Below are 25577 nucleotides of genomic sequence, written 5' to 3' on the forward strand. Positions count from 1 at the left end.
TCTCCCGCGTCGATCGGGGGAGAGGTGTCGAGCGCAACTCGACGGAGTGGGGGTCGACCCTTGGCGCAAGGAAGATTCATGCGCACCCGTTGGCAACAGTGGCGAGGTGGTTCCCCGCTCCGTCGCTGCTTCGCAGCGCCACCTCTTCCCCCGGAGGGAGAGGAAGGGCGCCAAGTCCTACTCGCCTTACCGCTCTTCTCGTCGAAACGGCTTCAGCAGCGCCGACGGCGCAACCGCGTTGCGTGACATCACGGCCATCGCGACGATGGTGAAAATGAAGGGCAGCATCAAGAACGCCTCATAGGGAATATGCCCGAGGCCGCTCGCCTGCATGCGCAATTGTAGCGCATCGACGAAGGCGAACAGCAGCGCCGCGCCCGCAGAGCGCCACGGGTCCCAGCGGCCGAACACGACCAGCGCGATCGCCACCCAGCCACGGCCCGACACCACACCAAAGGTGAAGGCGTTGAACTGTGCCATGGTGAGGAAGGCGCCCGCAAGCCCCATCAGCGCACCGCCGAGGATGACCGCCTGGAAGCGCGTGGCGATGATGCTGACCCCAGCGGAATCAGCGGCGCGCGGGTTCTCGCCGACCATCCGCACCGACAGCCCCCAAGGCGTGCGGTAGAGCACGAAAGCAGCGAGCGGGATGGCAATGATTGCCAAGTAGACCAGCGCAAACTGGTTGAAAACCGCTGACCCCAGAACCGGAATATCCGACAGCAGCGGGATCGGCACCGTCTGAAAACCCTTGATGCTGGGCGGCACCGATTGCTGGCCGAAGGTCAGACGGTAGAGGAAATAGGCAAGGCCGGACGAGAACAAAGTAACGCCGATGCCGCAGACATGCTGGCTGAGGCCGAGCGCCACCGTGAACAGCGCATGCAGCGCGCTCATCGCCATGCCGGTCAACACCGCGGCCAGCACGCCGAGCCACAGGCTGCCGCTGAGGCTGGCGGCGGTGAAGCCGGTCATCGCGCAGAGCAGCATGATGCCTTCGATACCGAGATTGAGCACGCCGGCCCGCTCGGAGAACATCTCGCCCAGCGTGGCAAATGCCAGCGGCGTGGCGATGCGGATAATGGCGGCGAGGAAGCCGACCTGAAAGATCTGTTCGAACACCGCGCTCATAAGGCGCCGACGCGGCGGATGCGATAGGCCGTGAACAGCAGCGCCACCAGCATGGCGAGCAGCGCCGTGCCCTGGATGACATCGCTGAGGAACGCCGGCACGCCGGTGGCGCGCGACATCGCTTCGGCGCCGGTCATCACGGCGGCCAGGAAGATCGCCGCCGGTACGACGCCGAGCGGATTGAGCCTGGCCAGCATGGCAACGACGATGCCGGAATAGCCATAGCCCGGCGAAATGTCGCTCATCACCTGGAAATGCACGCCGCCGACCTCGCCGACGCCGGCAAGCCCGGCCAGCGCGCCCGACAGCAGCGCCGTCGAGATCAGCACCCGCTCGACGTGGATGCCGCCATAGCGGGCGGCTTCCGGGCTTTCGCCGGTGACCCTGATCCGGAAGCCGAGCGTGGTCCGCACGATCAGGAACCAGATCAACGGTGCCGCGATCAACGCGGCGATGACACCCAGATGCAGCCTTGTGCCTTCGAGCAGCACCGGGAAATTCGCCGAATCCTCGATCGGCGGCGAGATCGGATAGCCGCTGAACGAGTCCTTCCACGGCCCCTCGATCAGCGCCATCAGCGCATAGTAGATGACCGAGTTGAGCAGCAGCGAGCTGACGACGTCATCCACCTTGAATTTGACCCTGAGCGTCGCGGGCACCAGCGCTACCGCGGCACCGGCAGCAGCGCCCGCCAGCGCCATCGACAGGATCGCCAGCGCGCCCGGCATTGGGATGGCGCCGACGAAGCAGCTGGCCACGGCGCCGGCCAGCAATTGGCCCTCGGCGCCGATGTTCCAGAATTTGGCCCGGAAGGCGACGGCCACAGCCAGCCCGGTGAAGATCATCGGGGCGGCGCGCACCAGCGTTTCGGTGATGGCATAGCTGTCGCCGAACGAGGCCGACAGCATCACGCCATAGGCCTCAAGCAGGCCGGCGCCGGCCAGCGCGATGAGGCCGCTGCACAGGACCAGCGCTGCGCCGATGGCCAGCAGCGGCAAAGCGAGATTGAACCAGGCGGGGGTGGAACTGCGGGCTTCGAGGCGGAACATCAGCTATGCCCCTCCGCCGCCCAGACGGTCGCGCCGCCCTTCATCCGCCTGCCGGCACCTTCTCCCCGTATAGACACGGGGAGAAGGGATCCGGGCCCTATGCAACTCCCCTCTTGCAGCTGTGGTGATTGGCGAAACCATGGGTGAGAGCCCCTCTCCCCGTCTCTATACGGGGAGAGGATGCCGGCAGGCAGGTGAGGGGCAGCGCTGACGCTTAAAGTCAGCCAAAAGCGGGCAGTATTATTTGAGGTTTCTGCGAGGAACCGAGTGAGAAAGTCCATCTAGGCTCTGCCCTCCGCCCCGGTCATCAGCAGCCCAAGCCGCGCGATGGTCGCATCGGCGCTGTCCAGCGTGCCGGCGATGCGGCCCTCATACATCACCGCGATGCGGTCGCAGAGCACCAGCAGCTCTTCGAGATCCTCGCCGATGACGATGATCCCGCAGCCCTTGGCACGCATGTCGAGGAATTTTTCGTGGATGAAGCGGGCGGCACCGATGTCGAGGCCGCGCGTCGGCTGCGAGACGATCAGCACCTTCGGGTCAAAAGCCAGTTCGCGCGCCAGCAGCGCCTTCTGCAGATTGCCGCCCGACAGCGCGCCGGCGCGGGTCATCGGCCCGGGGCACCTGATGTCATAGGCCTTGATCTGTTCTTCGGCGAAGGCGCGGATCGCATCTGGCTTGAGCAGGCCCCGGCTGCTGAAAGCCGCAGTACCAATGCGCGGCAACACCATGGAATCGGCGAGCGGCAGATTGGTGACCAGCCCGGTCGTCATACGGTCTTCCGGGATGCGGCCAAGGCCGAGCGCCTGCACCTCGCGCGGCGAGAACCGCGTAACAGGTTTGCCGGCTATCGTCATCGCGCCGGCGTCGGGCGCGCGCGTGCCGGAAATCACCTCGGCCAGCGCCCGCTGGCCATTGCCGGAGACCCCGGCAATGCCGAGGATTTCGCCCGCGCGAACGGCAAGCGATACATCGCGCAGCGGCGTCCCCGAATGCCGTGAGGTGGAAATACCGTCGAGCGTCAGCACCGCCGCGCCTGGGGTCGAAGGTCCTCTTGCCGGCGGCACGATCTCATGGCCGCACATCAGCTGCGCCATTTCTGCCGATGTCGTGTTCGCCGGATCGTCGACACGGCCGGCGACGCGGCCGTGCCGCAATACGGTGCAGCGATGGGTGAGCGCCCGCACCTCGTTCAATTTATGCGAGATGAAGATGATTCCGAGCCCCTGCGCCGCCATCGAGCGCAGCGCCGAAAACAGCCCGTCGACCTCGCCCGGCGCCAACACCGCCGTCGGCTCGTCGAGGATTAACAGGCTGGCGCCGCGAAACAGCGCCTTGACGATTTCGAGCCGCTGCTGCTCGCCGACCGACAGCGCGGAGACAGGCAGGTTGGGGTCCAGCGTCAGCCCATGCCGACGGCTGATGTCGGACAACCGGGCAAGTCCGCCGGCGCGGTCGATGCGGCCGGATTTGCCGGGAATGCCAATCAGAAGGTTTTCCAGGACCGTCAGCCTTGGCGCCAAATGAAAATGCTGGTGCACCATGCCGATGCCGGCGGCCAGCGCATCGGCCGAACTGGTGATCCGCACGGTCTTGCCCTGGATAAGAATTTCGCCGGCATCCGGCGCATAGGCGCCGAACAGCACATTCATCAGCGTCGTCTTGCCGGCGCCGTTTTCGCCCAGCAGGCCGAGGATCTCACCTGGGGCGACGCTTAGATCGACAGCCTCATTCGCCTTGACGGCGCCGAAGCTCTTGGTGATGCCGCGCATTTCGATGAGAGGGGCGGACAAGGATGCTCCTGCGGAGATACCCCTCCCCCTCGAGGGGAGGGTGCCGAGCGAAGCGAGGCGGGTGGGGTCACCTCAACTGCCTCAACCCATGACTTAGCAGGATGGAGCACTTCGCGGAGGACCCCACCCGGCCCTGCGGGCCACCCTCCCCTCAAGGGGAGGGGGTGCGCCGAGCTAATCCGAAACCGGCGTGTTCTCATCCACATCCACCCGGAAATTGCCTTCCAGGATCTCGACCTTCTTCTTCTCGACCAGATCCTTCACATCCGCCGGCAGCGTCTTGTCGAATTTATGGTAGGGCGCCAGGAACGACCCGCCCTTGGCCATGCGCGAGAAATCGCCATAGTCCTGCGCGGTGAAGACACCGGCCTTGACCAGCTTGATCGCCTGCTCGACCGTCGGATACATGTCCCAGACCGGCCCGGTTATGACCGTGTCGGGGCCGAGGCTCGACTGGTCGGACATGTTGGAGATGGCGAGGATCTTCTTGTCCACCGCCGCCTCGATGACGCCGAAGCGCTCCGCATAGATGACATCGACGCCGGCATCGATCTGGGCGACCGCCGCTTCCTTGGCCTTGGGCGGATCGAAGAACGAGCCAATGAAGGCGACCTTCTTCTTGATGTTGGGATTGACCTCCTTGGCGCCGGCAAAGAAGGCGTTGACCAGCCGGTTCACTTCCGGAATGCCCATGGCCGCCACCGCGCCGATCGTGCCCGACTTCGACATCTTGCCGGCGATCATGCCGGAGAGATAGGCCGGTTCGTGGATCCAGTTGTCGAAGACGCCGAAATTGGGCTCGGCCGGCCCGGCGCCCGAGCCGAACAGCCATGCCGTCTTCGGGAACTGCTTTGCCGTGCGGCGCGATTCACGCTCGGCGGCGAAGGCGTCGCCCAGCACCAGCTGATACCCGCCTTGCGCATATTCGCGCATGACGCGGCTGAAATCGGCGGTCTGCACCTTTTCCGACCATTTGTATTCGATGCCGAGTTCCTTCTCGGCCTTCTGCAGGGCGACGTGGATCTGGTTGTCCCACGGCTCCTCGATCGGCGTGGCGAAGATCGCCGCCACCTTCAGCTTCTTGTCCTTGGCGAAGGCTGCACCCGGCAGCATGGCTGCGGCCAGGCCAAGTGCGCCGAGTTCCAGCACGTCGCGCCGCGACAGGCCGGTCGATTGCGATTTGTTTTTCCGGTTTTCCATCTAGTGCCCCTCTGTTTGACAGCCGTGTCGAGCCGGCTGTTCCGAAATCAGACGCGGAACTATGGAACGGGTGCGGACTTTTGTCCACATGGTCAAATTTGGCGGTGTCGCTGGCAGGAGCCGGCGCTAGCGTACCGCTTTCTCGCCGCCGGCTACGGTGATGACGCCGACGATGATCAGCCCGGTCAGCAACAGCCGAACGCCGGCGCTGACGCCGAACGTGTTGAGCATGGTCAGAAGCAGTACCAGGAACAGCGCCGCGCCCCAGACACCGGGAACATTGGCCTTGCCACCGGCGACCGAGGTGCCGCCGATGACGACGACGGCGATCGAGGCCAGCAGGTACTCGTTGCCGATATCGACATTGGCGCCGCGGAAATAGCCGGCGAGCAGCGCCCCGTCCATGCCGCCGAGCGCGCCCGACAGCGTGTAAGTCAGGAAGCGGGTGCGGCCGACATTGACGCCGGCAAGCCACGCGGCGCGGATGTTCTGGCCGATCGCCAGCACCGAGCGGCCATAGATCATGCGCTGCAAGGCGATGGCCGCACCGATGCTGAACAATACGGTAAGGATCGCCAGCACTGGAATGCCCAGGATTTGCCAGTTCGCAAAATCGGCAAAGCCGGGCGGCGGCTTGATCTGCAGGCCACGCCCATAGCTGATGTCGATCGACTGGATGATGAAGCTGGCCGACAGAGTGGCGATGATCGGCGGGATCCTCAGCGCCCAGATCAGGAGATAGTTGACGGCACCGATGGCGGCGCCGCAGGCGAGCGCGGCGAGCAGCCCGACCACGATCATGGAATCGCTGCCGCCCATGACCTTCATGGCGACGGCACTGGCGAGCCCGATATTGGCCGGCAGCGACAGGTCGACATTGCCTGGCCCGAGCGTGATGACGAACATTTGGCCGACTCCGACGATGACGGTGAACACCGCCAGCGACAGTGCCGCCGTGACCATGCCGCCGCCGCCATAGCCGCCGGTGAAAGCGATGGTCGCCAGCCAGACGAACATCGCGCCGATGAACGACCATATCCAGGGTTTGGCGGCCAGCGATTTAACCAGCGTCATCGCTACCTCTCCCTGCGGCTGATCAGGACGCGGGCTGCCAGCACGATGATCAGGATGGCGCCGTTGGCGGCGACCTGCCAATCCGGCGGAATGTGCATGAAGGTGAGCAGAGGCGATGCCGCCAGCGCCAGTGTCAGCGCGCCGAGCACGGCGCCGATCGGCGACACCCGGCCGCCGACGAACTCGCCGCCGCCGAGAATGACGCCGGCGATCGCCAGCAGCGTGTAGCCATTGCCGATATTGGCGTCGGCCGAGGTGGTGATGCCGATCAGCGCCATGCCGGACAGAACGCCGAACAGGCCGGTCAGCGCAAACAGCACGATCTTGGTTCGAAGCAGCGACCAGCCAGCGCGCCTGAGCGCCGCCGGATTGCCGCCGGATCCCCGCAGGATGACGCCATAGGAGGTGCGCATCAGCCCAAAATGCACCACCGCTGCGATCGCCAGCGCGGCGATGATAGGGAACGGAATGAAGGGCGGCTTGAAGGCCATCAGCGACAAGAGCCAGTCCGGCGCCTTGCCACCGGGCTTGGGCAGCACCAGAATGGCAAGCCCCTGCCAGACGAAGCTCATGCCCAGCGTCACCACGATCGACGGCAGATTGCGCAGATGGATCAGTGCGCCGAGCAGCGCATAAACGCCTATGGAGCCGAGCAGGATGATCACGCCGAGCAGCGGCGCGTCCTTCAGCCAGGTCGCGGTGACGCAGCCGACAAAGCCGACAAAGGTGCCGATCGACAGATCGAGCTCATTGCCGGCGATGACGAACATCTGGGCGATCGTCGCCAGCGCGATCGGAATAGCGAGGTTCAACATCAGGCTGAAGCCGAAATAGCTGATGGCGCGTGGGTTGAGCCAGGCGATGGCGATAACCACCAGCGCCAGCGACAGCGCCGGCAACAGGCTGCGCAGCAGGCGCGCGCGGGCCGCGCTGCTGCGCGGCGAGGACGTAGGGCCGGGAGCGACTGCCGTCATCTCAGGCCGCGTCGCCGAATGAGGACTGGATGATCTTTTCCTCGGTCAGCTCGTCGCGCGTGAGATTGGCGACGATGCGGCCGTTCTTGAAGACATGGATGTGGTCGCAATTGTCGAGCTCTTCGGTCTCGGTGGTGTACCAGAGGAAGGTCCGGCCCTTGGCCGCCTCCTCGCGCACGAGATCGTAGACCTCGAGCTTGGTGCCGATGTCCACGCCGCGCATCGGATCGTCCATCAGCACGATCTGCGCATCGGAACCCAGTGCGCGGGCAAACAGCGCCTTCTGCTGGTTGCCGCCGGACAGCGAGAAGATGTTGTTGGTCATGTCAGGCGTGCGGATGCCGATCTTCTGCTTCCAGAACTCAGCAAGCTCGGCCTCGCGCTGCGGCGAGATCAGCAACCCTTTGCGCAGCCGCGCCAGCGAGCGGATGCCGATGTTTTCGGCAATAGACCATTGCGGGAAAATGCCGTCCGATTGGCGGTCTCCGGCCACCAGCGCCACCGGGGCGGTCACCTCGATATCAAGCCTTCTACGCGTCGCGGCGGCAAAGATCGCCAGCAACAGGTCGGTCTGGCCATGGCCGGCAAGCCCGGCAAGCCCGATGATCTCGCCGGCGCGGGCGACAAGCTCCTTGCCGTCCTGCTGCCGCTCGGGCCGCGCCCGCACCCTGAGCGGGCCCGCCGCCGGCCTGGCGGCGATCTCCGCCGCGATCTTCTCGCGCGCTTCCGCGCCGCCCATCGTCGTCACCAGCCGGTCGCGGTCGAACGCTTTTGCAACGTCCGTGGCGACCACCTTGCCGTCGCGCATGACCACGATGCGGTCGGCATTCTGCAGCACCTCGCCCAGCACATGCGAGATCAGGATGCAGCTGCCCCCGGTGGCGACGAAACGGCGCACGAAGGCAAGCAGCTGGCCCGCAGTATGCGCGTCCAGCGAAGAGGTTGGCTCGTCGAGGATGACCAGGTCGAGCGGATCGCGCGTCACCGTGAAGGCGCGCGCCACCTCGACCATCTGCCGCCGGCCGATGGAGAGATCGCCGGCAATGTCGTCCGCCGAGATGCCGTGATCCGGAAAGATTTCGTCCAGCTTGGCGGCAATGAGAGCAGCCGCCTTGCGTCGCCAGCCGAAGCCGGTGAGCGCCGGATGGTTGATGCGCGTATTCTCCGCGATACTGAGGTTAGGGCAGAGCGACAGTTCCTGGAACACGCAGCGTATGCCGAGTTTCAGCGCGCGCGCCACCGAGTAGTCGGTTTCGGCATTGCCACGCACCGCGATCTCACCGCCATCGGGCTGCAGCGTACCGGCCACCATATGCATCAGCGTCGACTTGCCGGCGCCGTTGTGGCCGACCAGCCCGACGCATTCGCCTGATGCGACATAAAAATCGACGCCGTTAAGCGCCCGAACGGCGCCGAAATGTTTTTCGGCGCCGTTCAGCCTGATGATGTCCAAATGGGCGGCGCCGATTTGTTTTTCGGCGCCGCCCAGTCTGATGATGTCCGTATTGGCCTCAGGCATGCTCAACGATATCCGGTCGGTCATGCCGCTGGCAATGAATGCAATGCATCACTTGATATTGGCTTTGATCGCCGCGATTGCGTCTTCCTGGCTGTATTCGTGGGTGGCGACGCCGCCCTCCTTGATTTTCGGCAGCTCGGTCTCGAAATTGTCCTGGGTAAAGGCGAGATACGGCACCAAAAGGTCATGCGGAATGTCGGTGCGGCCGTCGAGCACCTGCTGCGCCACCCAGAAGGCCAGCGACGACACGCCGGGCGCGATCGAGGCCGACCAGGTCTGGTAGCCATCCTTGTCCTTCTGCTCCTTCCACCATTTCAGCTCGTCCTGGCGGTTGCCCATGATGATGGTCGGACGCGGCTTGCCTGCGGCGGCAAAGGCTTGTGCCGCGCCATAACCGTCACCGCCCTGGTCGACGATGCCGACGATGTCGGGCAACGAAGGCAGGATCGTCGCGACCGCCTTCTGCGCCGTCGTCTGGTCCCAGTCGCCGGTCACCGAACCGACGATCTTGAACTCGGGATGGGCGGCGACGCCTTCGAGGATGCCGGCATGGATGGCATCGTCGATCGAGGTGCCGGCAAGGCCGCGGATTTCCAGCAAATTGCCGCCCTTGGGCTGGAACTTGGCCATCTGCTCGACTTCCTGCTTGCCCATATCCTTGAAGTCGACGACGACGCGGTAGGCGCAAGGTTCGGTGACCGTCCCGTCGAAGGAGACGACGACGATGCCGGCATCGCAGGCCTGCTTGATGGCGCCGTTCAGCGCATCCGGCGATGCGGCATTGATGACGATGGCGTCATAACCCTGCAGGATCAGGTTCTGCACCTGGGCAGCCTGGGTCGGCACTTCCTTGTCGGCGGTGGTGAAGATGTCGGCGGCGCCGACGATCTTATCCTCCACCGCCTTCTTGGTGACGATGCCGTAGCTGTCGAGCATCGCCTGGCGCCACGAATTGCCGGCGTAATTGTTGGAGAAGGCGATCTTCTTGCCGCTGGTGTCGGCAAGCGCCGTGCCCGAGGCGAGCATCGCCGCCAGAGCGCTCAGGACGAGCAGTGTCTTCATGTCATAATCCTCCCATAGATTGTCGGCCCGCCGACTGTTGCAGATGGTTTTGGCGTTGTCTGCCTGTTTTTTATCTATTGTCAGACAAATGCAGATGAGCTCGCTTGTCAACTGCGATCGGTTACGCTTTGGCGATCAACTTCAGGTGCGATGATTGAAAAGCCTTCGCCTGCTGGTTTAGGGAAGGGCCCAGGAGACCATGCATGGCAGCGACGCCGCCGACCCTTCCCCCCAGTGCACCCAAAAGAATGGGCGCGCCCGGAATTCCGGCGCGCTGGACGTCAAGCGCCAAGAGCGGCGTAGGTGCCGCGCTTTCAACGGCGAGCCGCGTCTGGTTCACGCTCAGCCATGGCATCGTCAATGAAGTCTACTATCCCGGCCTCGACAGCGCCTGCACGCGCGACATGGGACTGCTGGTCACCGGTCCCGGCGGCTGGTTTTCCGAGGAGAAGCGTGACGCCACACATGCCATCGAGCCGTTCGAGGACGGCGTGCCCGCCTACCGGCTGGTCAACGCGACGGCCTGTTACCGGGTCGAAAAGCGCATCCTGGCGGATCCGGCGCGCCCGGCCTTGCTGCAGGAAACCAGCTTCACGGCACTCGAGGGCGTGGCCACGGACTACCGCGTCTACGCCCTGCTGGCGCCGCATCTGGTCAATGCCGGCATGGCCAACACCGCCTGGATCGGCGAGCACAAGGGCAAGCCGATGCTGTTTGCATCCGGGCGCGGCGTCTGCCTGGCGCTTGCCTCCTCGCTGCCCTGGGGCGACTGCTCGGCCGGCTATGCAGGCTTTTCCGACGGCTGGCAGCAACTCAGCCGCGCCGGCCGGCTCGATCCGGCCTGCCAAAGCGCGGAGGACGGCAATGTCGCGCTGACCGGCGAGATCGGCTTTTCCTTAGCCAACAGCAAAGCCTTGCTTGCGCTTGGGTTTGGGGCGACGCCGGATGAAGCGGCCGAAAACGCCGCCGCCAGCCTGAAACGCGGTTTTGAGCCGGCGGCAAAGGCCTATGTCGCGAAATGGCGGAAATGGCAGGCAGGCCTGACGCCGCTCGACCACCATGATGCATCCGGCCTCAACACCTACCGCGTCAGCACAGCGGTGCTGGCGACGCACCTGTCGCTGGCGAGGCCCGGCGCGGCCGTTGCCAGCCTGTCGATCCCCTGGGGAGCGAGCAAGGGCGACGACGACCTTGGCGGATATCATCTGGTCTGGCCGCGCGACCTTGTGGAAACCGCGGGCGGCTTCCTCGCCGCCGGCGATCCGGCGCAGGCGCTTGAGATCCTCGCCTATCTCCGTTCCATCCAGCAGCCGGACGGCCACTGGCCACAAAATGTGTGGCTCGACGGCTCGCTCTATTGGCCGGGCATCCAGATGGACGAATGCGCCTTCCCGCTGCTGCTTGCCGATGCGCTGCACCGCGCCGGCCACCTGCCGCGCGCAAAGCTCGCCGCCTTCATGCCGATGGTCGAGAAAGCAGCGTCCTATGTCGTGCGCAACGGCCCCGTCACCGGGCAGGACCGCTGGGAGGAGGATGCCGGCTACAGCCCATTCACGCTCGCCGTCGAAATATCGGCACTGCTTGGCGCCGCCGATCTGTTCGACGTTGACGGAAAACCGGAGCCGGCTAACTATTTGCGCGAGGTCGCGGATTACTGGAACGACCAGATCGAGCGCTGGACCTATGTCAGCGGCACACCGGAGTGCCACGAGGCTGGCGTCGACGGCTACTACATCCGCATCGCGCCGGCCGACGGTTCAGGCGCCGCATCGCCGAAGGACGGCTTCGTACCGATCAAGAACCGTCCGCCGGGCGATACCGACAAGCCGGCCGAAGCGATTGTCAGCCCGGACGCGCTGGCGCTGGTCCGCTTCGGCCTCAGGGCCGCGGACGATCCGCGCATCGTCGGCACGGTCAAGATCATCGACGCGCAACTGCGCTGCGACCTGCCGCAAGGGCCTCTCTGGTATCGCTACACCAGCGACGGTTATGGCGAACACGCCGACGGCGCGCCCTTCGACGGCAACGGCCAGGGCCGGCCCTGGCCGTTGCTGGCCGGCGAACGCGCCCACTACGAGCTGGCCGCCGGTAACAAGGACAAGGCGGCAAGCCTGCTCAGGACATTCGAGGCTTCGGCTGGTGTGGGCGGTCTGCTGCCGGAACAGGTCTGGGACGGCGCCGACATACCGGAGCGCGAATTGTGGCTGGGCAAGCCGTCGGGCAGCGCCATGCCGCTGGTCTGGGCGCATTCGGAACACATCAAGCTGTTGCGCTCGCTCCGCGACGGCGCCGTCTTCGACATGCCGCCGCAAGGCGTCAAGCGCTATGTCAGGGACAAGACCGGCTCGCCGCTGAGGATATGGCGCTTCAACAACAGGCTGCGCACCATGGAAGCCGGCAAGACGCTGCGGGTTGAACTGCTGCAGCCGGCACTGATCCGCTGGAGCGGCGACCAGTGGCAGACCAGCCATGAAATCAACACGTCCGTGAATGTCTTTGGCGTCCATCTGGCGGATCTGCCGGTGACCGATATTCCGCGAGGTAATACGATCGTCTTCACTTTTTTCTGGCCCGACGGCGACCGTTGGGAGAATGTCGACTTCACCGTCGGCATTGAGAACTAACTCGCCAGCAATTTCTTTCCTCAAGCGACTAGGACAACACCATGCAGATCGGAATGATGGGACTGGGCAGGATGGGCGCCAACATGGTGCGCCGCCTGATGCGCGACGGCCATCAATGCGTCGTCTACGACATCAACCCGGCAAGCGTTGCCGCCCTGGTTGCCGATGGCGCCATCGGCGCCGCATCGATGGAGGAGTTCGTCGGCAAGCTTTCCAAGCCGCGCAGCGCCTGGCTGATGCTGCCGGCGGCGATCACCGGCAAGATCGCCGACCAGGTGGCAGCATTGATGGAGCCCGGCGACATCATTATCGACGGCGGCAATTCCTATTATCACGACGCTGTCGACCAGGCGGCCGAGCTTGCGGCCAAGGGCCTGCACTATGTCGATGTCGGCACCAGCGGCGGCGTTTGGGGCTTGGAGCGCGGCTACTGCCTGATGATCGGCGGCCCCGATACGGCGGTCAAACACCTCGATCCGATCTTCGCCACGCTGGCGCCCGGCGCCGATGCCGGCGCCACGCCCGACAAGGCGGGCGGGACCGCACCCTTTGGCTACCTGCATTGCGGACCGAGCGGCGCCGGCCATTTCGTCAAGATGATCCACAACGGCATCGAATATGGCGTCATGGCCGCCTACGCCGAAGGCATGAACATCCTGAAATCGGCCAATGCCGGCAAAAGACAGCGCACTGCCGACGCCGAGACCAGCCCTTTGGAAAACCCGCAATACTATCAGTTCGACATCGACCTGCCGCAGGTGGCCGAGGTCTGGCGCCATGGCAGTGTGATCGGCTCCTGGCTGCTCGACCTCACCGCCGGCGCACTGAAGAGCGACCCGGCATTGGCCCAGTTCGGCGGCCGCGTCTCCGATTCCGGCGAAGGCCGCTGGACGCTGAAGGCGGCGATCGACACCGGCGTGCCGGCGCCGGTTCTGTCCTCGGCTTTGTTCGACCGCTTCTCCTCGCAGGGCGAATCCGAATTCGCCGACAAGCTGCTGTCGGCCATGCGCTATGCCTTTGGCGGCCATGTCGAAAAGCCGAAGGCCGGCAAGTGAAGGCCGCAGGGGAGACGCGCAAGATGAGCCCGGAACGGTCCGACACGCTGGTGCTCTTCGGAGCAACCGGCGACCTTGCCCACAAGAAGATATTTCCGGCCCTCTACCAGATGGTAGCCAAGGGGACGCTGGCCGAGCCGGTGATCGGCGTCGCCTTCGATGCCTGGGACATCAACCAATTGCAGGCGCGGGCCCGCGACGGCATCGTCAACGCTCTCGGCAAGATCGACGAAAAGATCTTCGCCAAATTCGCCAATCTGCTGCGCTATGTCAGCGGCGACTACCGCGACGGCGCGACCTTCGAGAAGCTGAAGACGGCGCTCGGCTCGGCGCAGCGGCCGCTTCACTATATGGCGGTGCCGCCGACCATGTTCGAGACCGTCGTCCAGGGGCTGGAGCAATCCGGTACCGCGCATGGCGCGCGGCTGATGGTGGAAAAGCCGTTCGGCCACGATCTCCAATCGGCGCGCTGGCTGAACCGCGTGCTGCATCTGGTGTTCGAAGAGCAGTCGATCTTCCGCATCGACCACTATCTCGGCAAGGAGGCGATCCAGAACCTGCTCTATTTCCGCTTTGCCAATTCCTTTCTCGAGCCGATCTGGAACCGCAACTTCGTCGAAAGCGTACAGATCACCATGGCCGAGGACTTCGGCGTTGAAGGCCGTGGCAAATTCTATGACGATGTCGGCGCTATCCGCGACGTGATCGAGAACCATCTGCTCAACATCCTTTTGCTGCTCGCCATGGAACCGCCGGTCGGCCGCTCGGCCGACGATCTGATCGACGAGAAGGTGCAGGTGTTGCGCGCCATCCGCACGCTGACCAAGGACGACGTCGTGCGCGGCCAGTTCACCGGCTACCTCGCTGAACCCGGCGTGAAGCCGAACTCGCCGGTCGAAACCTTTGCCGCGGTGCGCTTCATGGTCGACACCTGGCGCTGGCAGGACGTGCCCTTCTTCATCCGCACCGGCAAGAACATGCCGGTGCATGTGACCGAAGTGATCGTGCGGCTGAAGCGGCCGCCGCTCGACGTCTTCGACCCGATCAAGCCCAGCGACGCCAATTACGTGCGCTTCCGCATCGACCCGCAGGTGGCGATCTCGATCGGCGCGCAGCGCAAGGCGCCCGGCGACGACATGGTCGGCGAGCAGGTCGAGCTCACCGCGCTCGACGATTCGAAGGGCGACATGCCGCCCTATGAGCGGCTGATCGGCGATGCCATGAACGGCAATGGCCAATTGTTCACCCGCCAGGATGCCAGCGAGCTTGCTTGGCGCATTGTCGGCCCGGTGCTCGGCGACACCACGCCGCCGCATATGTATGAGCCGAAGACCTGGGGGCCGGCCGACGCCATGGCCAGCTTCGGGCCGCCCAACGGCTGGATCAATCCGACTTGAGCAATTCCAGGAAAGTGCGAGCGGTTTTTCCGTCCGGAATTGCGTAAAAACAAAGAGTTGGAGCATTCCCCCGTTTCCCTGAAACGGGGAACGCGCCAAGTGAGCGGAGGAAACGACATGGCCAAGGCAGCCAGGCCCGCGAAGGCCAAGGCGGAACCGATCGTGCTGACGATCGATGTCGGCGGCTCGCACGTAAAAATCCTCACCAGCGCAGGCGGCGAGATGCGCCGGGCCGATTCCGGACCGGATCTGACGCCGCAGCAGATGGTCGCCACGGTGAAGACGCTGGCCGAAGGGCTGGCCTATGACGTGATCTCGATGGGCTATCCCGGCCCGGTCGAGCACAACAGGCCTTCGCTCGATCCCGCCAATCTCGGCAAGGGCTGGGACGGCTACGATTTTGCCGCCGCCTTCGGCAAGCCGGTCAAGGTCGTCAACGACGCGCTGCTGCAGGCGATCGGCAGCTACGATGGCGGGCGCATGCTGTTCCTCGGCCTCGGCACCGGCCTGGGCGCGGCGATGATCCTCAACAATGTCGGCCAGCCGATGGAACTGGCGCATCTGCCGTACCGCAAGGGCGGCAGTTTCGAAGATTATGTCGGCGAGCGCGGCCTGGAGAAATACGGCAAGAAGAAATGGCGCAAATACGTTTTCGACGTCGTCGGGCGGCTGCGTGCGGCGCTGCAGCCGGATTATGTCGTCATCGGCGGCGGCAATGTCGACAGACTGGATGAATTGCCCGCCACATCCAGGCGCGGCGACAATACGCGCGCTTTCGAGGGCGGTTTTCGACTATGGCGCGACAAGGCGCTCATCGTCTGATAGTATTAAAATTCAGTATAGTTGTTCAAAATGACGTGTGGCGCGATACGAAGTCATTGCGTTACGCAGATTTGGCGATTAGATCGGTGGCACCGGATGGAATCATCTGGCGCAACCGCACATATGCGGCAAGACAAATGACTAGAGCGGATTTCCGGCTCCGCTGGGACCACTCTGGGAGTTTCCGCCACCCCCCTAGCGACGGAGAGATAAATTGGCCGACGACAGCAACGACTCTGACAAGGACATCGACCTGCTCGAGCTTACCGCCCATATCGTGTCCGCTTACGTCGAGAAGAACCGCTTGCCCGTTGCCGGCCTGAGCGATCTCATCGCCAGCGTTGCGGCGTCGATCGGCGGGCTCAGCCAGCCGCCGGCCCCAGTGGCGGCGCCGCAGATCCCGGCCGTCAATCCCAAGCGGTCGGTGACGCCGGACTACATCATCTGCCTCGAGGACGGCAAAAAATTCAAATCGCTGAAGCGCCATCTCGGCGTCCATTTCAACCTGACGCCGGAAGCCTATCGTACCAAATGGGGCCTGCCGGCCGACTATCCGATGGTTGCCCCCAACTACGCGGCGTCGCGCTCCGAGCTGGCCAAGTCGATCGGCCTCGGCCGCAAGGCCGCAGTGGCGCCGCCAGCCAAAGCCAAGGGTCGGAAGGCCAAAGTCCCGGCCTGAGTGGGCTCAGCGCCTCGGCGCTGAGCCAATCGTTTGGACGACTGGAACAGAAGCCTGCCAGCGAATGAGCCTTGGCAGGCTTCGTGCTTTTATGGCTTGTACCTCTGAGTGTCAGGACTTTGGGGGAGCAGCCATGAACTACGCCAGAATGGTGATCGAGAAAGAGGCGCCGGAGGAATACGGCTACGATCGCATTCGGTTCAATCTCTCCGAAAGCTCGATCGCCGATCAGAAACTTTCCGACGTCGGCCTGTCGCTGCCGGATCTCACGCTGTTCTACGGCGAGCATCGCGGCGACAAGGAGTTGCGGGCGCTGATCGCGGCGCAGGATTCCGGCATTTCGCCTGACGATGTTCTGGTGACCGCCGGTGCGGCGGGCGCGCTCTTCATCATTTCGACCTCGCTTCTGTCGGAGCGCGACCACCTTGTCGTCGTCCGGCCGAACTACGCCACCAACATCGAGACCCCCAAGGCGATCGGCTGCGCCATCTCCTATGTCGATCTCGATTTCGACGCAGGCTTTGCCATCGATTTCGGCCGCGTCGCCGCCAGCATGCAACCGAACACCAAGCTGATCAGCGTCACCTGCCCGCACAACCCGACCGGCACGATGATGGGCCGGGCCGATCTCGACGCGCTGATTGCGCTGGCCGAAGCGAGCGGCTGCCATCTGCTGGTCGACGAGACCTATCGCGACCTCTCCTATGGACAGCGCCTGCCGGCGGCGGCTTCTCTCAGCCCCAAGGCGATCAGCGTCTCGTCGCTGTCGAAAGCCTTCGGCATTCCCGGCATCCGCATTGGCTGGCTGATCACCAGCGATGCCGAACTGCAGGAGCGCTTCCTCGCCGCCAAGGAGCAGATCGGCATTTGCGGCAGCGTCATCGACGAAGGCATTGCGCGCGGCATGCTGGGGCGCCGCGACGCTTTCTTGGGCGCGCTGCTGCCCGAGATGGCGAAACGCCGCGACATCGTGCAAGACTGGATCGACCGCGAGCCGCTGGTCGACTGGGTGCGGCCACAAGGCGGCGTCGTCGGATTTCCAAGGCTCAATGTCAGTCCAGACTTCGACCTCGACCGTTTCTACGTCAATCTCTTGGAAAACCACGGCACCTATGTCGGTCCCGGCCACTGGTTCGATATGCCCAAGCGCTTCTTCCGCGTCGGTTTCGGCTGGCCGAAAGAGGCGGAATTACAGGGCGGCCTCGACGCCATCACCGCCGCGCTGAGGCAGTAACGTCCGCGTCCAATCGGGCGAGCGGCTGGAAAACCGCTTGATCCAGGCCCGATTTTCACGCATACGCGCCCCGAACTTTGATAAGTTTCATTGGCCGGAACAGCGCCCATTTCCGGGAAGTGCCCCGCCGGCCAATGCAAGCAACGGGGCCTGTATCCATGACATCCCATTCCCATACACCGCCTGACCGGCGTTACGCCGCCTTCCGCCATCGCTCCTTCCTGAGCTATTGGGCGGCGCGTTTCCTGACCACCTTCGCCACCATGATCGTGTCCGTCGCCGTCGGCTGGCAGATCTATGATCTGACGCGCGATCCCTTCGATCTCGGCATTGTCGGCATCGTCCAGTTCCTGCCGTCGCTGCTGCTGGTGCTGGTCACCGGCGTTGTCGCCGACCGTTTCGGCCGCCGCCTGATCATGGCGCTGGCGACGGTAGTCGAGGCAGGTTGTGCGCTTGTCCTGTTGTACTTCACGCTGCGCGGTCTCGTCAGCCCGCTGCCGATCTTCATCGTGCTGGCTATGTTCGGCCTGGCGCGCGCTTTTTATGGGCCGGCCTCGTCGTCGCTGTTCGCCAACCTTGTTCCGCCGGAAGATTTCGGCAATGCGATCGCCTGGAACTCGTCCGCCTGGCAAACGGCGACCATTGTCGGCCCGGTCGCCGGCGGCCTGCTCTATGGCGTCTCGGCCGAAGCCGCTTACGCCGTTGCCTCCGTGCTGATGCTGGTGGCCGGTCTGCTGATCTTCACCATTCCGAAACCGGCCCAGCAGAGCGCCACCGACAAGCCGACGATGGAGACGCTGTTTGCCGGCTTCCGATACATCTGGAGCGAGAAGATCGTCCTGGGCGCCATCTCGCTCGACCTCTTCGCCGTGCTTCTGTCCGGTGCCTCGGCGCTGCTGCCGGTCTATGCCCGCGATATTCTGGAACTCGGCCCGTGGGGACTCGGCCTGCTGCGCTCGGCGCCCGGCATCGGCGCCATCTGTGTCGCGGTCTGGCTTGCCGGGCATCCGCTGCGCGACAATGCCGGCAAGATCATGCTCGGCTTCGTCGCCGGGTTCGGCGCCTTCACCGTGCTGTTCGGCGTCTCGACCATCACCTGGCTGTCGATCCTGGCCCTTGCCGGCCTCGGCGCCACCGACATGTTCAGCGTCTATATCAGGGAGACGCTGATCCAGCTGTGGACACCCGACGAGGTGCGCGGCCGCGTCAACGCCGTCAACCAGGTCTTCGTCGGCGCCTCCAACGAAGTCGGCGAGTTCCGCGCCGGCACCATGGCGGCGCTGATCGGCACCGTGCCGGCGGTGGTGATCGGCGGCGTCGGTGCGATTGCCGTCGCCGGACTGTGGGCGGTGCTGTTTCCGCAACTGCGAAGGGTGCGGCATCTCAACAGCCGCAACTGATCGAGTAAGCCGCAGGATCCGGCGCTCGGTCCAAATCAGCTTGCGCCGATGACGGCTGAGATGGGCCGGAAGCGGATGGGCCGGTTCTGGGCGAACTAGCCAGATGGCGGGGCAGCCACAGGGTGGACATTTCAGTCCATATGGAAAATGATTATGTTGCCATGCACAATACTGCAGTGCTCTGGTCTCGACGAGAAACCTTAAATATAGAAGAGAACCACCCGACCTCCGGGTCCAGCTAGCGGGGACGCAAATGGACACTTCAGGGAATCGGCAATCGCATCGCGACGCAAGCGGGCGACCCAGCCGATCGGTCGGCTGGCTGGCCCGCTCCGCCGTCCCAGTGGCATTCCTGCTCGGCATGGCTTTCAGCAGCAACGCGTTTGCGCAGGACCAGCAACTGCCGGTGGTGACGGCGGCCAAGCCGGTGGTGCGTGAAATCGTCGAAGACGACGAGTTCGTCGGGCGCTTCGAAGCCGTCGACGAGGTCGCCATCCGTTCGCGCGTCAGCGGCTATCTGGACAACATCAGCTTCCAGGACGGCGCACTGGTCAACAAGGGCGACCTGCTCTTCACCATCGACCAGCGTCCGTACCAGGCGGCCTACGATGCCGCCAAGTCGCAAGTAGACGTCGCCAAGTCCCTGCTCGAATTCTCCAAGATGCAGTTGGATCGCGCCGATGAACTCGCCAAGACCGGCAATATCTCGGCCGCGACGGTCGACGACCGTCGGCGGGAATACCTTTCGGCGCAGGCGCAGATGCAAGGCGCGACGGCTGCGCTGACGACGGCCAACCTGAACCTGGAGTTCACCGAGATCAAGGCGCCCTTGTCCGGCCGCATCGACCGCCGGCTGGTGTCGGTCGGCAACCTCGTGCAGCCGGATTCCACCTTGCTGACGACTATCGTCACGCGCGATCCGATCGACTTCTATTTCGACGTCGATGAGCGCCTGTATTTCAGCTACGCCCGCGACGCGAAGGAGCGCGGCGGCAGCATGCAGGAAGGCGCCGGCGGGCTCGAGGTGGTGGTTCGCGTCGCCGACCGCGCGGAGGCGGTATTCAAGGGCAAGCTCGATTTTGCCGAGAACCGGATCGACAACGCGACCGGCACCATGCGGGTGCGTGCAAGGTTTGCCAACGCCGACGGCGTTCTCCAGCCAGGCATGTTCGGGCGCATCAACGTGCCGGGGTCGCTGCCGCATAGCGGCGTCCTGGTGCCCGACGAGGCGGTCGGCGCCGATCAGGATCGCCGCATCGTGTACCTGGTGGATGAGGCCGGGATGGTGTCGGCGAAGCCCGTGCGCACCGGCCCGCTTCTCGACGGCTACCGGGTGATCCGCGCGGGCCTGACCGGCGACGAGACGATCATCGTCAACGGGCTGATGCACGCCAGGCCCGGCACCAAGGTGAAAGTCGAGATGGTGACGTTGCCGCCCAAGGTCGAGACCGCCGGGTTGCAGCAATGAGGTTCGCCCATTTCTTCGTCGACCGTCCGATCTTCGCATCGGTGGTTTCGATCGTCCTGCTGATCCTCGGCGGGATTGCCTATACCCAGCTGCCGATCGCGCAATATCCCGAGATCGCGCCGCCGACCATCGTCGTTCGCGCCCAGTACCCGGGCGCCGACGCCGAGACAGTGGCAGCGACGGTGGCAACGCCGATCGAGCAGGAGATCAACGGCGTCGAGGGCATGCTTTACATGTCGTCCTATTCGTCGGGCGACGGGGCGATGGCGCTGACCATCACCTTCAAGCTAGGCACCGATCTCGACCAGGCGCAGGTGCTGGTACAGAACCGCGTGTCGGTCGCCGAGCCGCGCCTGCCCGAAGAAGTCCGCCGCCTCGGCATCACCACCATCAAGAGCTCGCCCGACCTGATGATGGTCGTGCACATGCTGTCGCCCGACAATACCTACGACCAGCTCTACGTCTCGAACTACGCCCGCTCGCGGGTGCGCGACATACTGCTCAGGTTGGACGGCGTCGGCGACCTCATCATCTTTGGCGAACGCGAATATTCGCTGCGCATCTGGCTCGATCCGGAAAAACTGTCCGCCCTGGGGATGACCTCGGGCGATGTGGTGCAGGCGCTGCGCGACCAGAACGTCCAGGTGTCAGGCGGCTCCATCGGCGCGCCGCCGACCAATACCGGCACGGCGTTCCAGTACACGGTCACCACGCAAGGCCGCTTCAACGACGCACGGGACTTCCGATACGTGATCGTCAAATCGGCCGAAGACGGCCGCCTGATCCAGCTGCAGGACGTGGCGCGCATCGAGCTCGGCGCCAAGGATTACGTCACCAACTCCTATCTCAACGGCAAACCGGCGGTGGCGCTCGCCATCTTCCAGCGGCCAGGCACCAATGCGCTCGCCGCAGCCGCGGAGATCCAGGACAAGATGAAGGAGCTTTCCCAGGACTTCCCGAAGGGATTGAGCTACGACATCGTCTACAATCCGACCGAGTTCGTCGCCGAGTCGATCCAGGAGGTCTACAAGACGATCCTCGAGGCGATGGTTCTGGTCATCATCGTCATCATCGTCTTCCTGCAATCGTGGCGCATGGCGATCGTGCCGATCGTGGCGATCCCCGTGTCGCTGATCGGCACGCTGGCGGTGCTTTACGCCGCCGGCTTCTCCCTCAACATGCTGACGCTGTTCGGCCTCGTGCTGGCCATCGGCATCGTCGTCGACGATGCGATCGTCGTGGTCGAGAACGTCGAGCGAAATATCGCCAGCGGGCTGGCGCCCAATCCGGCGTCGCATCTGACCATGGACGAAGTCGGAACGGCGGTCATCGCGATCTCGCTGGTGCTGATAGCCGTGTTCGTGCCGACAGCCTTCATTCCCGGCATTTCCGGGCAGTTCTACCTGCAGTTTGCGATCACCATCGCGGTGTCGACGGCGATCTCGGCATTCAATTCGCTGACGCTCTCGCCGGCCTTGGCCGCGCTGCTGTTCAAGCCGCACCACACTGCTGCGGCGCCGCCGCGCTTTTTCCTGGCGCGGTTCGGACGGGCGCTCGCCGACGGCTTCAATCGCGGCTTCGACAAGGTCGCCCATTGGTATTCGAGCATCGTGCGCGTGTTGGTCGGCTCGCGGATAGCGATCGCCGCCACGCTGGCCGTTTTCGCGGCCCTCATCTACGCCACGGTCTATATGGTTCAGACGGTGCCGCGCGGTTTCATTCCGTCGCTCGACCAGGGCTATGCGATCGTCGTCGTCCAGTTGCCGGACGGCGCCTCGCTATCGCGGACCGATGCCGTCGTCCAGCAGGCGTCGCAGATCATCCAGAAAACGCCGGGCGTCGACTACGCGGTCGCCTTCGCCGGCTTCTCCGGTGCCACCTTTACCAATGCCAGCAACGCGGGCGTGATCTTCGCCAGGTTCAAGCCGTTTGACGAGCGACTGGAAGCCGGCCAGTCCGCGACCCAGGTCATCGGCAATTTGTTCGGCAGCCTGCAAAGCATCAAGGAAGCCTTCATTATCGCACTGCCGCCGCCGCCGATCCGCGGCGTCGGCAATGCCGGCGGCTTCAAGCTGCAGATCCAGGAGCGCAACAGCGCCGACATGCGGCAGATCCTGGCGCTTGCCTATGAAATTGCCGGCAAGGCCAACAAGACGGCGGGGCTGACCGGCGTGTTCACCACCTTCTCCGCGTCCAGCCCGCAATTCTTCCTGGCGATCGATCGCGACAAGGCGCGCATCCTGAACGTGCCGATCCCCAACATCTTCGAGACGCTGTCGATCAATCTGGGCACCGCCTACGTCAACGACTTCAACGCTTTCGGGCGCGTCTACCAGGTGCGCGCGCAGGCCGACCAGGCGTTCCGCCTCGATCGCGCCGACATCTTGAAACTGAAGGTGCGCTCGGCGACCGGCGCGCTGGTTCCGCTGGGCACGTTGATCGAGATCCGCGACGTCACCGGCCCGGCGCTGGTCCAGCGCTACAACATGTACGTCTCCGTGCCGCTGCAGGGCAACGCCGCGCCCGGTGTTTCCACCGGCGATGCGCTTGCCAAGATGGAAGCGATCACGGCACAGACGTTGCCGGCCGGTACCTCCTACGAATGGACCGAACTCGCCTATCAGGAGCGCAACACCGGCAATGCCGCTGTCTATATCTTCGGACTGTCGGTGCTGTTCGTGTTCCTGGCGCTGGCGGCGCAATATGAAAGCTGGGTGCTGCCGTTCGCCATCGTGCTGGTGGTGCCGCTCGGCGTGCTCGCAGCGTTGCTCGGCGTGTCGTTCCGAGGGCTGGACAACAACATCCTCGTGCAGATCGGCCTCATCGTGCTGATCGGGCTTGCCGCCAAGAACGCGATCCTGATCGTCGAGTTCGCGCGGCAGGCCCAGGAACGCGGCCTGTCGGCAGCCGAGGCTGCCGTCGAAGCCTGCCGGCTCAGGCTGCGGCCGATCCTGATGACCGCCTTCTCGTTCATCCTCGGCGTCGTGCCGCTGATGATCGCGACGGGCCCGGGCGCGGAAATGCGCCAGTCGCTCGGCACCGCGGTGTTCTCCGGCATGCTGGGCGTCACTTTCGTCGGCCTGTTCCTGACGCCGGTGTTCTACGTCACGCTCAGGTCGCTGTTCTCACGGCGCAAGCCGCATGCCGAGGCCGAGTCTTCGGCACCGGCAGAGGTGCCGTCCGAGACGGCCGCCGAGTAGTGTTACACGGGCAGTTCGTGGCGCTGCCGACTATTTCGTTTTGGTGTTGAATTCACGGTTTGCAGCATAGTTGATAGTGAAGGTGCCCGCAGGAGCGCGAACGCCCTGCTTCACGTTGGATATGGTGACTGTCGAGGTAAGGCCCCTCTCGTCAGTCAGGGTCCATCTGCGTAGATCGAGCGATTCCCTGTCAAACACCATAGTGATATTCGAATTGCCGAAGGCCGACTTGTCGGCCAGCCTGATGATCACCTGGGCGCCATCGTCCTTGATACTTTTGAGGCGATTGCCGGAAAAGTTGACCTGATTGTCGAGGAGCAGCTTGAGCGGCGTCTTCGAGAGAGCATAAAGCCGCGATGTCTTGAGCTTCTTGTTATAGACCACCAAGGATTTTCCATCTGCAATTACGCTGACCCCTGATTGGCCTGCATAGTTGAACCGGATCTTGCCCGGCCGCTGGAGGAAAAATTTCCCTTTGGTCCTCTCCGCTCTTGGGCCCGACTGGACAAAGTCCCCGGACATGGACTTTACCGATGAGAAGTGATCGGCAATCGTCTTCGCTTCTACAGGTGCGGCCAAGGCCGCGGTCGAAAGTTCGGCGTTTATCGCGACAGCGCTGACAACGGCTAACCAGAAAGCCAGCAGTCTTTTGCTGTTATATGCCATTCAGTTATCCTACCCCGAGCAGGCGCGTGATCGAAAGAGATCACGCGCCTTTGAGATCAGTAGCCGTCCGGGCACTGAGCAACGTAAACTCGACCGTTCCGACCGCGATATCTGCACTGGCCGGCTTCGCTGGCGTGCCCGATGACCGCCCCGGCCAGCGCTCCGACCGCACCGCCAACAACGGCCCCTTTTACCGGGTCGCCGGCCACTGCTGCGCCTACAGCTGCGCCACCCAAACCACCGACGGCAGCGCCTTGTTCGGTGCGGGAGCATGCCGCGAGCGGAATGAGTAGGCTTAAAATGAGCAGCGTCTTCTTCATTGGTTCTCTCCTGGGGCCGTTATTAGCCGAAGCTTAAATGCGCCACGGAGTTTTTCGATCCATCGGAGTGTTTGGGGCGCAATCCAAATCTGCGGGAACGGGCTAAGGTCCCGGATCCATCGTACACGCCTCCCAGAGGTAAGTCGTCTTTGGGCAAGCTCGGCCGTTCAGAGTAGTTGGATTTGCTCTATCCCTCAGTAGGCTTGCCGAAGATCAGGCTCAAAAACTCGCTCAGCCAGCGCTTGAGGTGCATATCCCAGATCAGCCGGCCGCCGAGATGGTCGCGGCCGGGCTGCGCGCCGGGCAATTCGAAACGGTGTGCGCCGCGCACCACCCAGCGCTGCATCATCAACTGGGTCAGTTCGCCATGGAACTGGATGCCCCAGGCATTGTCGCCATAGCGAAAAGCCTGGTTGGGGTAGGTTTCCGCCGTGGCCAGCAGCGTCGCATCCCTGGGCAGCGAAAAGCCTTCGCGGTGAAACTGGTAAACCATGTCGGGCCAGGGCAGCAGCTTTTTGCCGGCTTCGGTCGGCTTCAGCGGATACCAGCCGATCTCGACCAGCCCCTCGCCATGCCCCTCGACCTTGCCGCCGAGATGATTGGCCAGCATCTGCGCGCCAAGGCAGATGCCGAGGAAGGGCCGGTTCTCCTTTAGCGGAACATTGAGCCAGTTGGTCTCGCGGCGGACGAACTCATCTTCGTCATTGGCGCTCATCGGCCCGCCGAACACCACGGCGCCGGCGTGTCCCTCCAGCGTCTCCGGCAGGCTGTCGCCGAGAGGCGGCCGGCGGATGTCGAGGTCGAAACCTTCCTCGAGCAGCATGTGGCCAACCCGGCCGGGGCTCGAAGTCTGCTGATGCAGCACGATCAGGATTTTTGGTTTCGAGCTCGGTCTGGGCGGCATGGAAAG

General features: G+C 64.0%; 20 protein-coding genes. 9 read left to right on the top strand and 11 right to left on the bottom strand.

Annotation, left to right across the window (positions count from 1 at the left end; all coding sequences use genetic code 11):
• Positions 1-186: 186 nt before the first annotated feature.
• The 8 genes from NKI37_RS23135 to NKI37_RS23170 form a co-directional block, all read right to left on the bottom strand.
• Positions 187-1131 (bottom strand): ABC transporter permease, encoded by a 945-nt coding sequence (locus tag NKI37_RS23135; RefSeq protein ID WP_023732921.1) that lies wholly within the window; start codon positions 1129-1131, stop codon positions 187-189.
• Positions 1128-2180, bottom strand: a complete 1053-nt coding sequence (locus tag NKI37_RS23140; RefSeq protein WP_352787133.1) for an ABC transporter permease — start codon at positions 2178-2180, stop codon at positions 1128-1130. Before NKI37_RS23140 ends, NKI37_RS23135 begins: the two co-directional genes overlap by 4 nt.
• A gap of 281 nt (positions 2181-2461) precedes the next feature.
• Positions 2462-3973, bottom strand: a complete 1512-nt coding sequence (locus NKI37_RS23145) for an ABC transporter ATP-binding protein (RefSeq protein WP_023715879.1) — start codon at positions 3971-3973, stop codon at positions 2462-2464.
• A gap of 174 nt (positions 3974-4147) precedes the next feature.
• Positions 4148-5173: a BMP family protein gene (locus tag NKI37_RS23150; protein ID WP_023687751.1), complete on the bottom strand. Its 1026-nt coding sequence runs from the start codon at positions 5171-5173 to the stop codon at positions 4148-4150.
• A 126-nt stretch (positions 5174-5299) separates the two neighbouring features.
• On the bottom strand, positions 5300-6247 hold the full coding sequence (locus NKI37_RS23155; protein WP_352538938.1) for an ABC transporter permease: 948 nt from the start codon (positions 6245-6247) through the stop codon (positions 5300-5302).
• 2 nt (positions 6248-6249) lie between these two features.
• Complete coding sequence (locus tag NKI37_RS23160; protein ID WP_023694460.1) at positions 6250-7221, bottom strand: ABC transporter permease; 972 nt, start codon at positions 7219-7221, stop codon at positions 6250-6252.
• Between the two features lies 1 nt (position 7222).
• Positions 7223-8740: a sugar ABC transporter ATP-binding protein gene (locus NKI37_RS23165; protein WP_352740978.1), complete on the bottom strand. Its 1518-nt coding sequence runs from the start codon at positions 8738-8740 to the stop codon at positions 7223-7225.
• A 48-nt stretch (positions 8741-8788) separates the two neighbouring features.
• Positions 8789-9802, bottom strand: coding sequence for an ABC transporter substrate-binding protein (locus NKI37_RS23170; RefSeq protein WP_023670464.1), 1014 nt, complete (start codon positions 9800-9802; stop codon positions 8789-8791).
• A 203-nt stretch (positions 9803-10005) separates the two neighbouring features.
• Here NKI37_RS23170 and NKI37_RS23175 point away from each other — a divergent pair, with 203 nt between their 5' ends.
• The 9 genes from NKI37_RS23175 (at position 10006) to NKI37_RS23215 (ending at position 23681) form a co-directional block, all read left to right on the top strand.
• On the top strand, positions 10006-12426 hold the full coding sequence (locus NKI37_RS23175) for a glucan 1,4-alpha-glucosidase (RefSeq protein ID WP_352794564.1): 2421 nt from the start codon (positions 10006-10008) through the stop codon (positions 12424-12426).
• A gap of 41 nt (positions 12427-12467) precedes the next feature.
• Positions 12468-13481, top strand: a complete 1014-nt coding sequence (gnd, locus tag NKI37_RS23180) for a phosphogluconate dehydrogenase (NAD(+)-dependent, decarboxylating) (protein ID WP_023683928.1) — start codon at positions 12468-12470, stop codon at positions 13479-13481.
• Between the two features lie 23 nt (positions 13482-13504).
• On the top strand, positions 13505-14878 hold the full coding sequence (gene zwf / locus NKI37_RS23185) for a glucose-6-phosphate dehydrogenase (protein WP_352787136.1): 1374 nt from the start codon (positions 13505-13507) through the stop codon (positions 14876-14878).
• A 117-nt stretch (positions 14879-14995) separates the two neighbouring features.
• A complete protein-coding gene (locus NKI37_RS23190; RefSeq protein WP_023747359.1) occupies positions 14996-15700 on the top strand; it encodes an ROK family protein in 705 nt (234 codons plus the stop codon).
• A gap of 214 nt (positions 15701-15914) precedes the next feature.
• Positions 15915-16379, top strand: a complete 465-nt coding sequence (locus NKI37_RS23195) for a Ros/MucR family transcriptional regulator (RefSeq protein ID WP_023730212.1) — start codon at positions 15915-15917, stop codon at positions 16377-16379.
• A 133-nt stretch (positions 16380-16512) separates the two neighbouring features.
• Positions 16513-17613, top strand: coding sequence for a pyridoxal phosphate-dependent aminotransferase (locus tag NKI37_RS23200; RefSeq protein WP_023687742.1), 1101 nt, complete (start codon positions 16513-16515; stop codon positions 17611-17613).
• Positions 17614-17771: 158 nt separating this feature from the next.
• Positions 17772-19013, top strand: a complete 1242-nt coding sequence (locus tag NKI37_RS23205) for an MFS transporter (protein ID WP_023730214.1) — start codon at positions 17772-17774, stop codon at positions 19011-19013.
• Positions 19014-19374: 361 nt separating this feature from the next.
• Positions 19375-20481 (top strand): efflux RND transporter periplasmic adaptor subunit, encoded by a 1107-nt coding sequence (locus NKI37_RS23210; RefSeq protein WP_050589163.1) that lies wholly within the window; start codon positions 19375-19377, stop codon positions 20479-20481.
• Entirely contained in the window at positions 20478-23681 is a 3204-nt protein-coding gene (locus tag NKI37_RS23215; protein ID WP_352787137.1) for an efflux RND transporter permease subunit, read from the top strand. Before NKI37_RS23210 ends, NKI37_RS23215 begins: the two co-directional genes overlap by 4 nt.
• A 30-nt stretch (positions 23682-23711) precedes the next feature.
• Here the strand turns inward: NKI37_RS23215 and NKI37_RS23220 are convergent, their stop codons facing one another.
• The 3 genes from NKI37_RS23220 to NKI37_RS23230 form a co-directional block, all read right to left on the bottom strand.
• Positions 23712-24347, bottom strand: coding sequence for a LolA family protein (locus tag NKI37_RS23220; RefSeq protein ID WP_352787138.1), 636 nt, complete (start codon positions 24345-24347; stop codon positions 23712-23714).
• Positions 24348-24403: 56 nt separating this feature from the next.
• A complete protein-coding gene (locus NKI37_RS23225) occupies positions 24404-24667 on the bottom strand; it encodes a YMGG-like glycine zipper-containing protein (protein WP_023670477.1) in 264 nt (87 codons plus the stop codon).
• A 187-nt stretch (positions 24668-24854) separates the two neighbouring features.
• Positions 24855-25571, bottom strand: coding sequence for a glutamine amidotransferase (locus tag NKI37_RS23230; protein ID WP_352787139.1), 717 nt, complete (start codon positions 25569-25571; stop codon positions 24855-24857).
• Positions 25572-25577: the final 6 nt, after the last annotated feature.

The organism is Mesorhizobium sp. M0626 (genome assembly GCF_040320665.1).
In the GTDB taxonomy this organism is placed as follows: Bacteria; Pseudomonadota; Alphaproteobacteria; order Rhizobiales; family Rhizobiaceae; genus Mesorhizobium.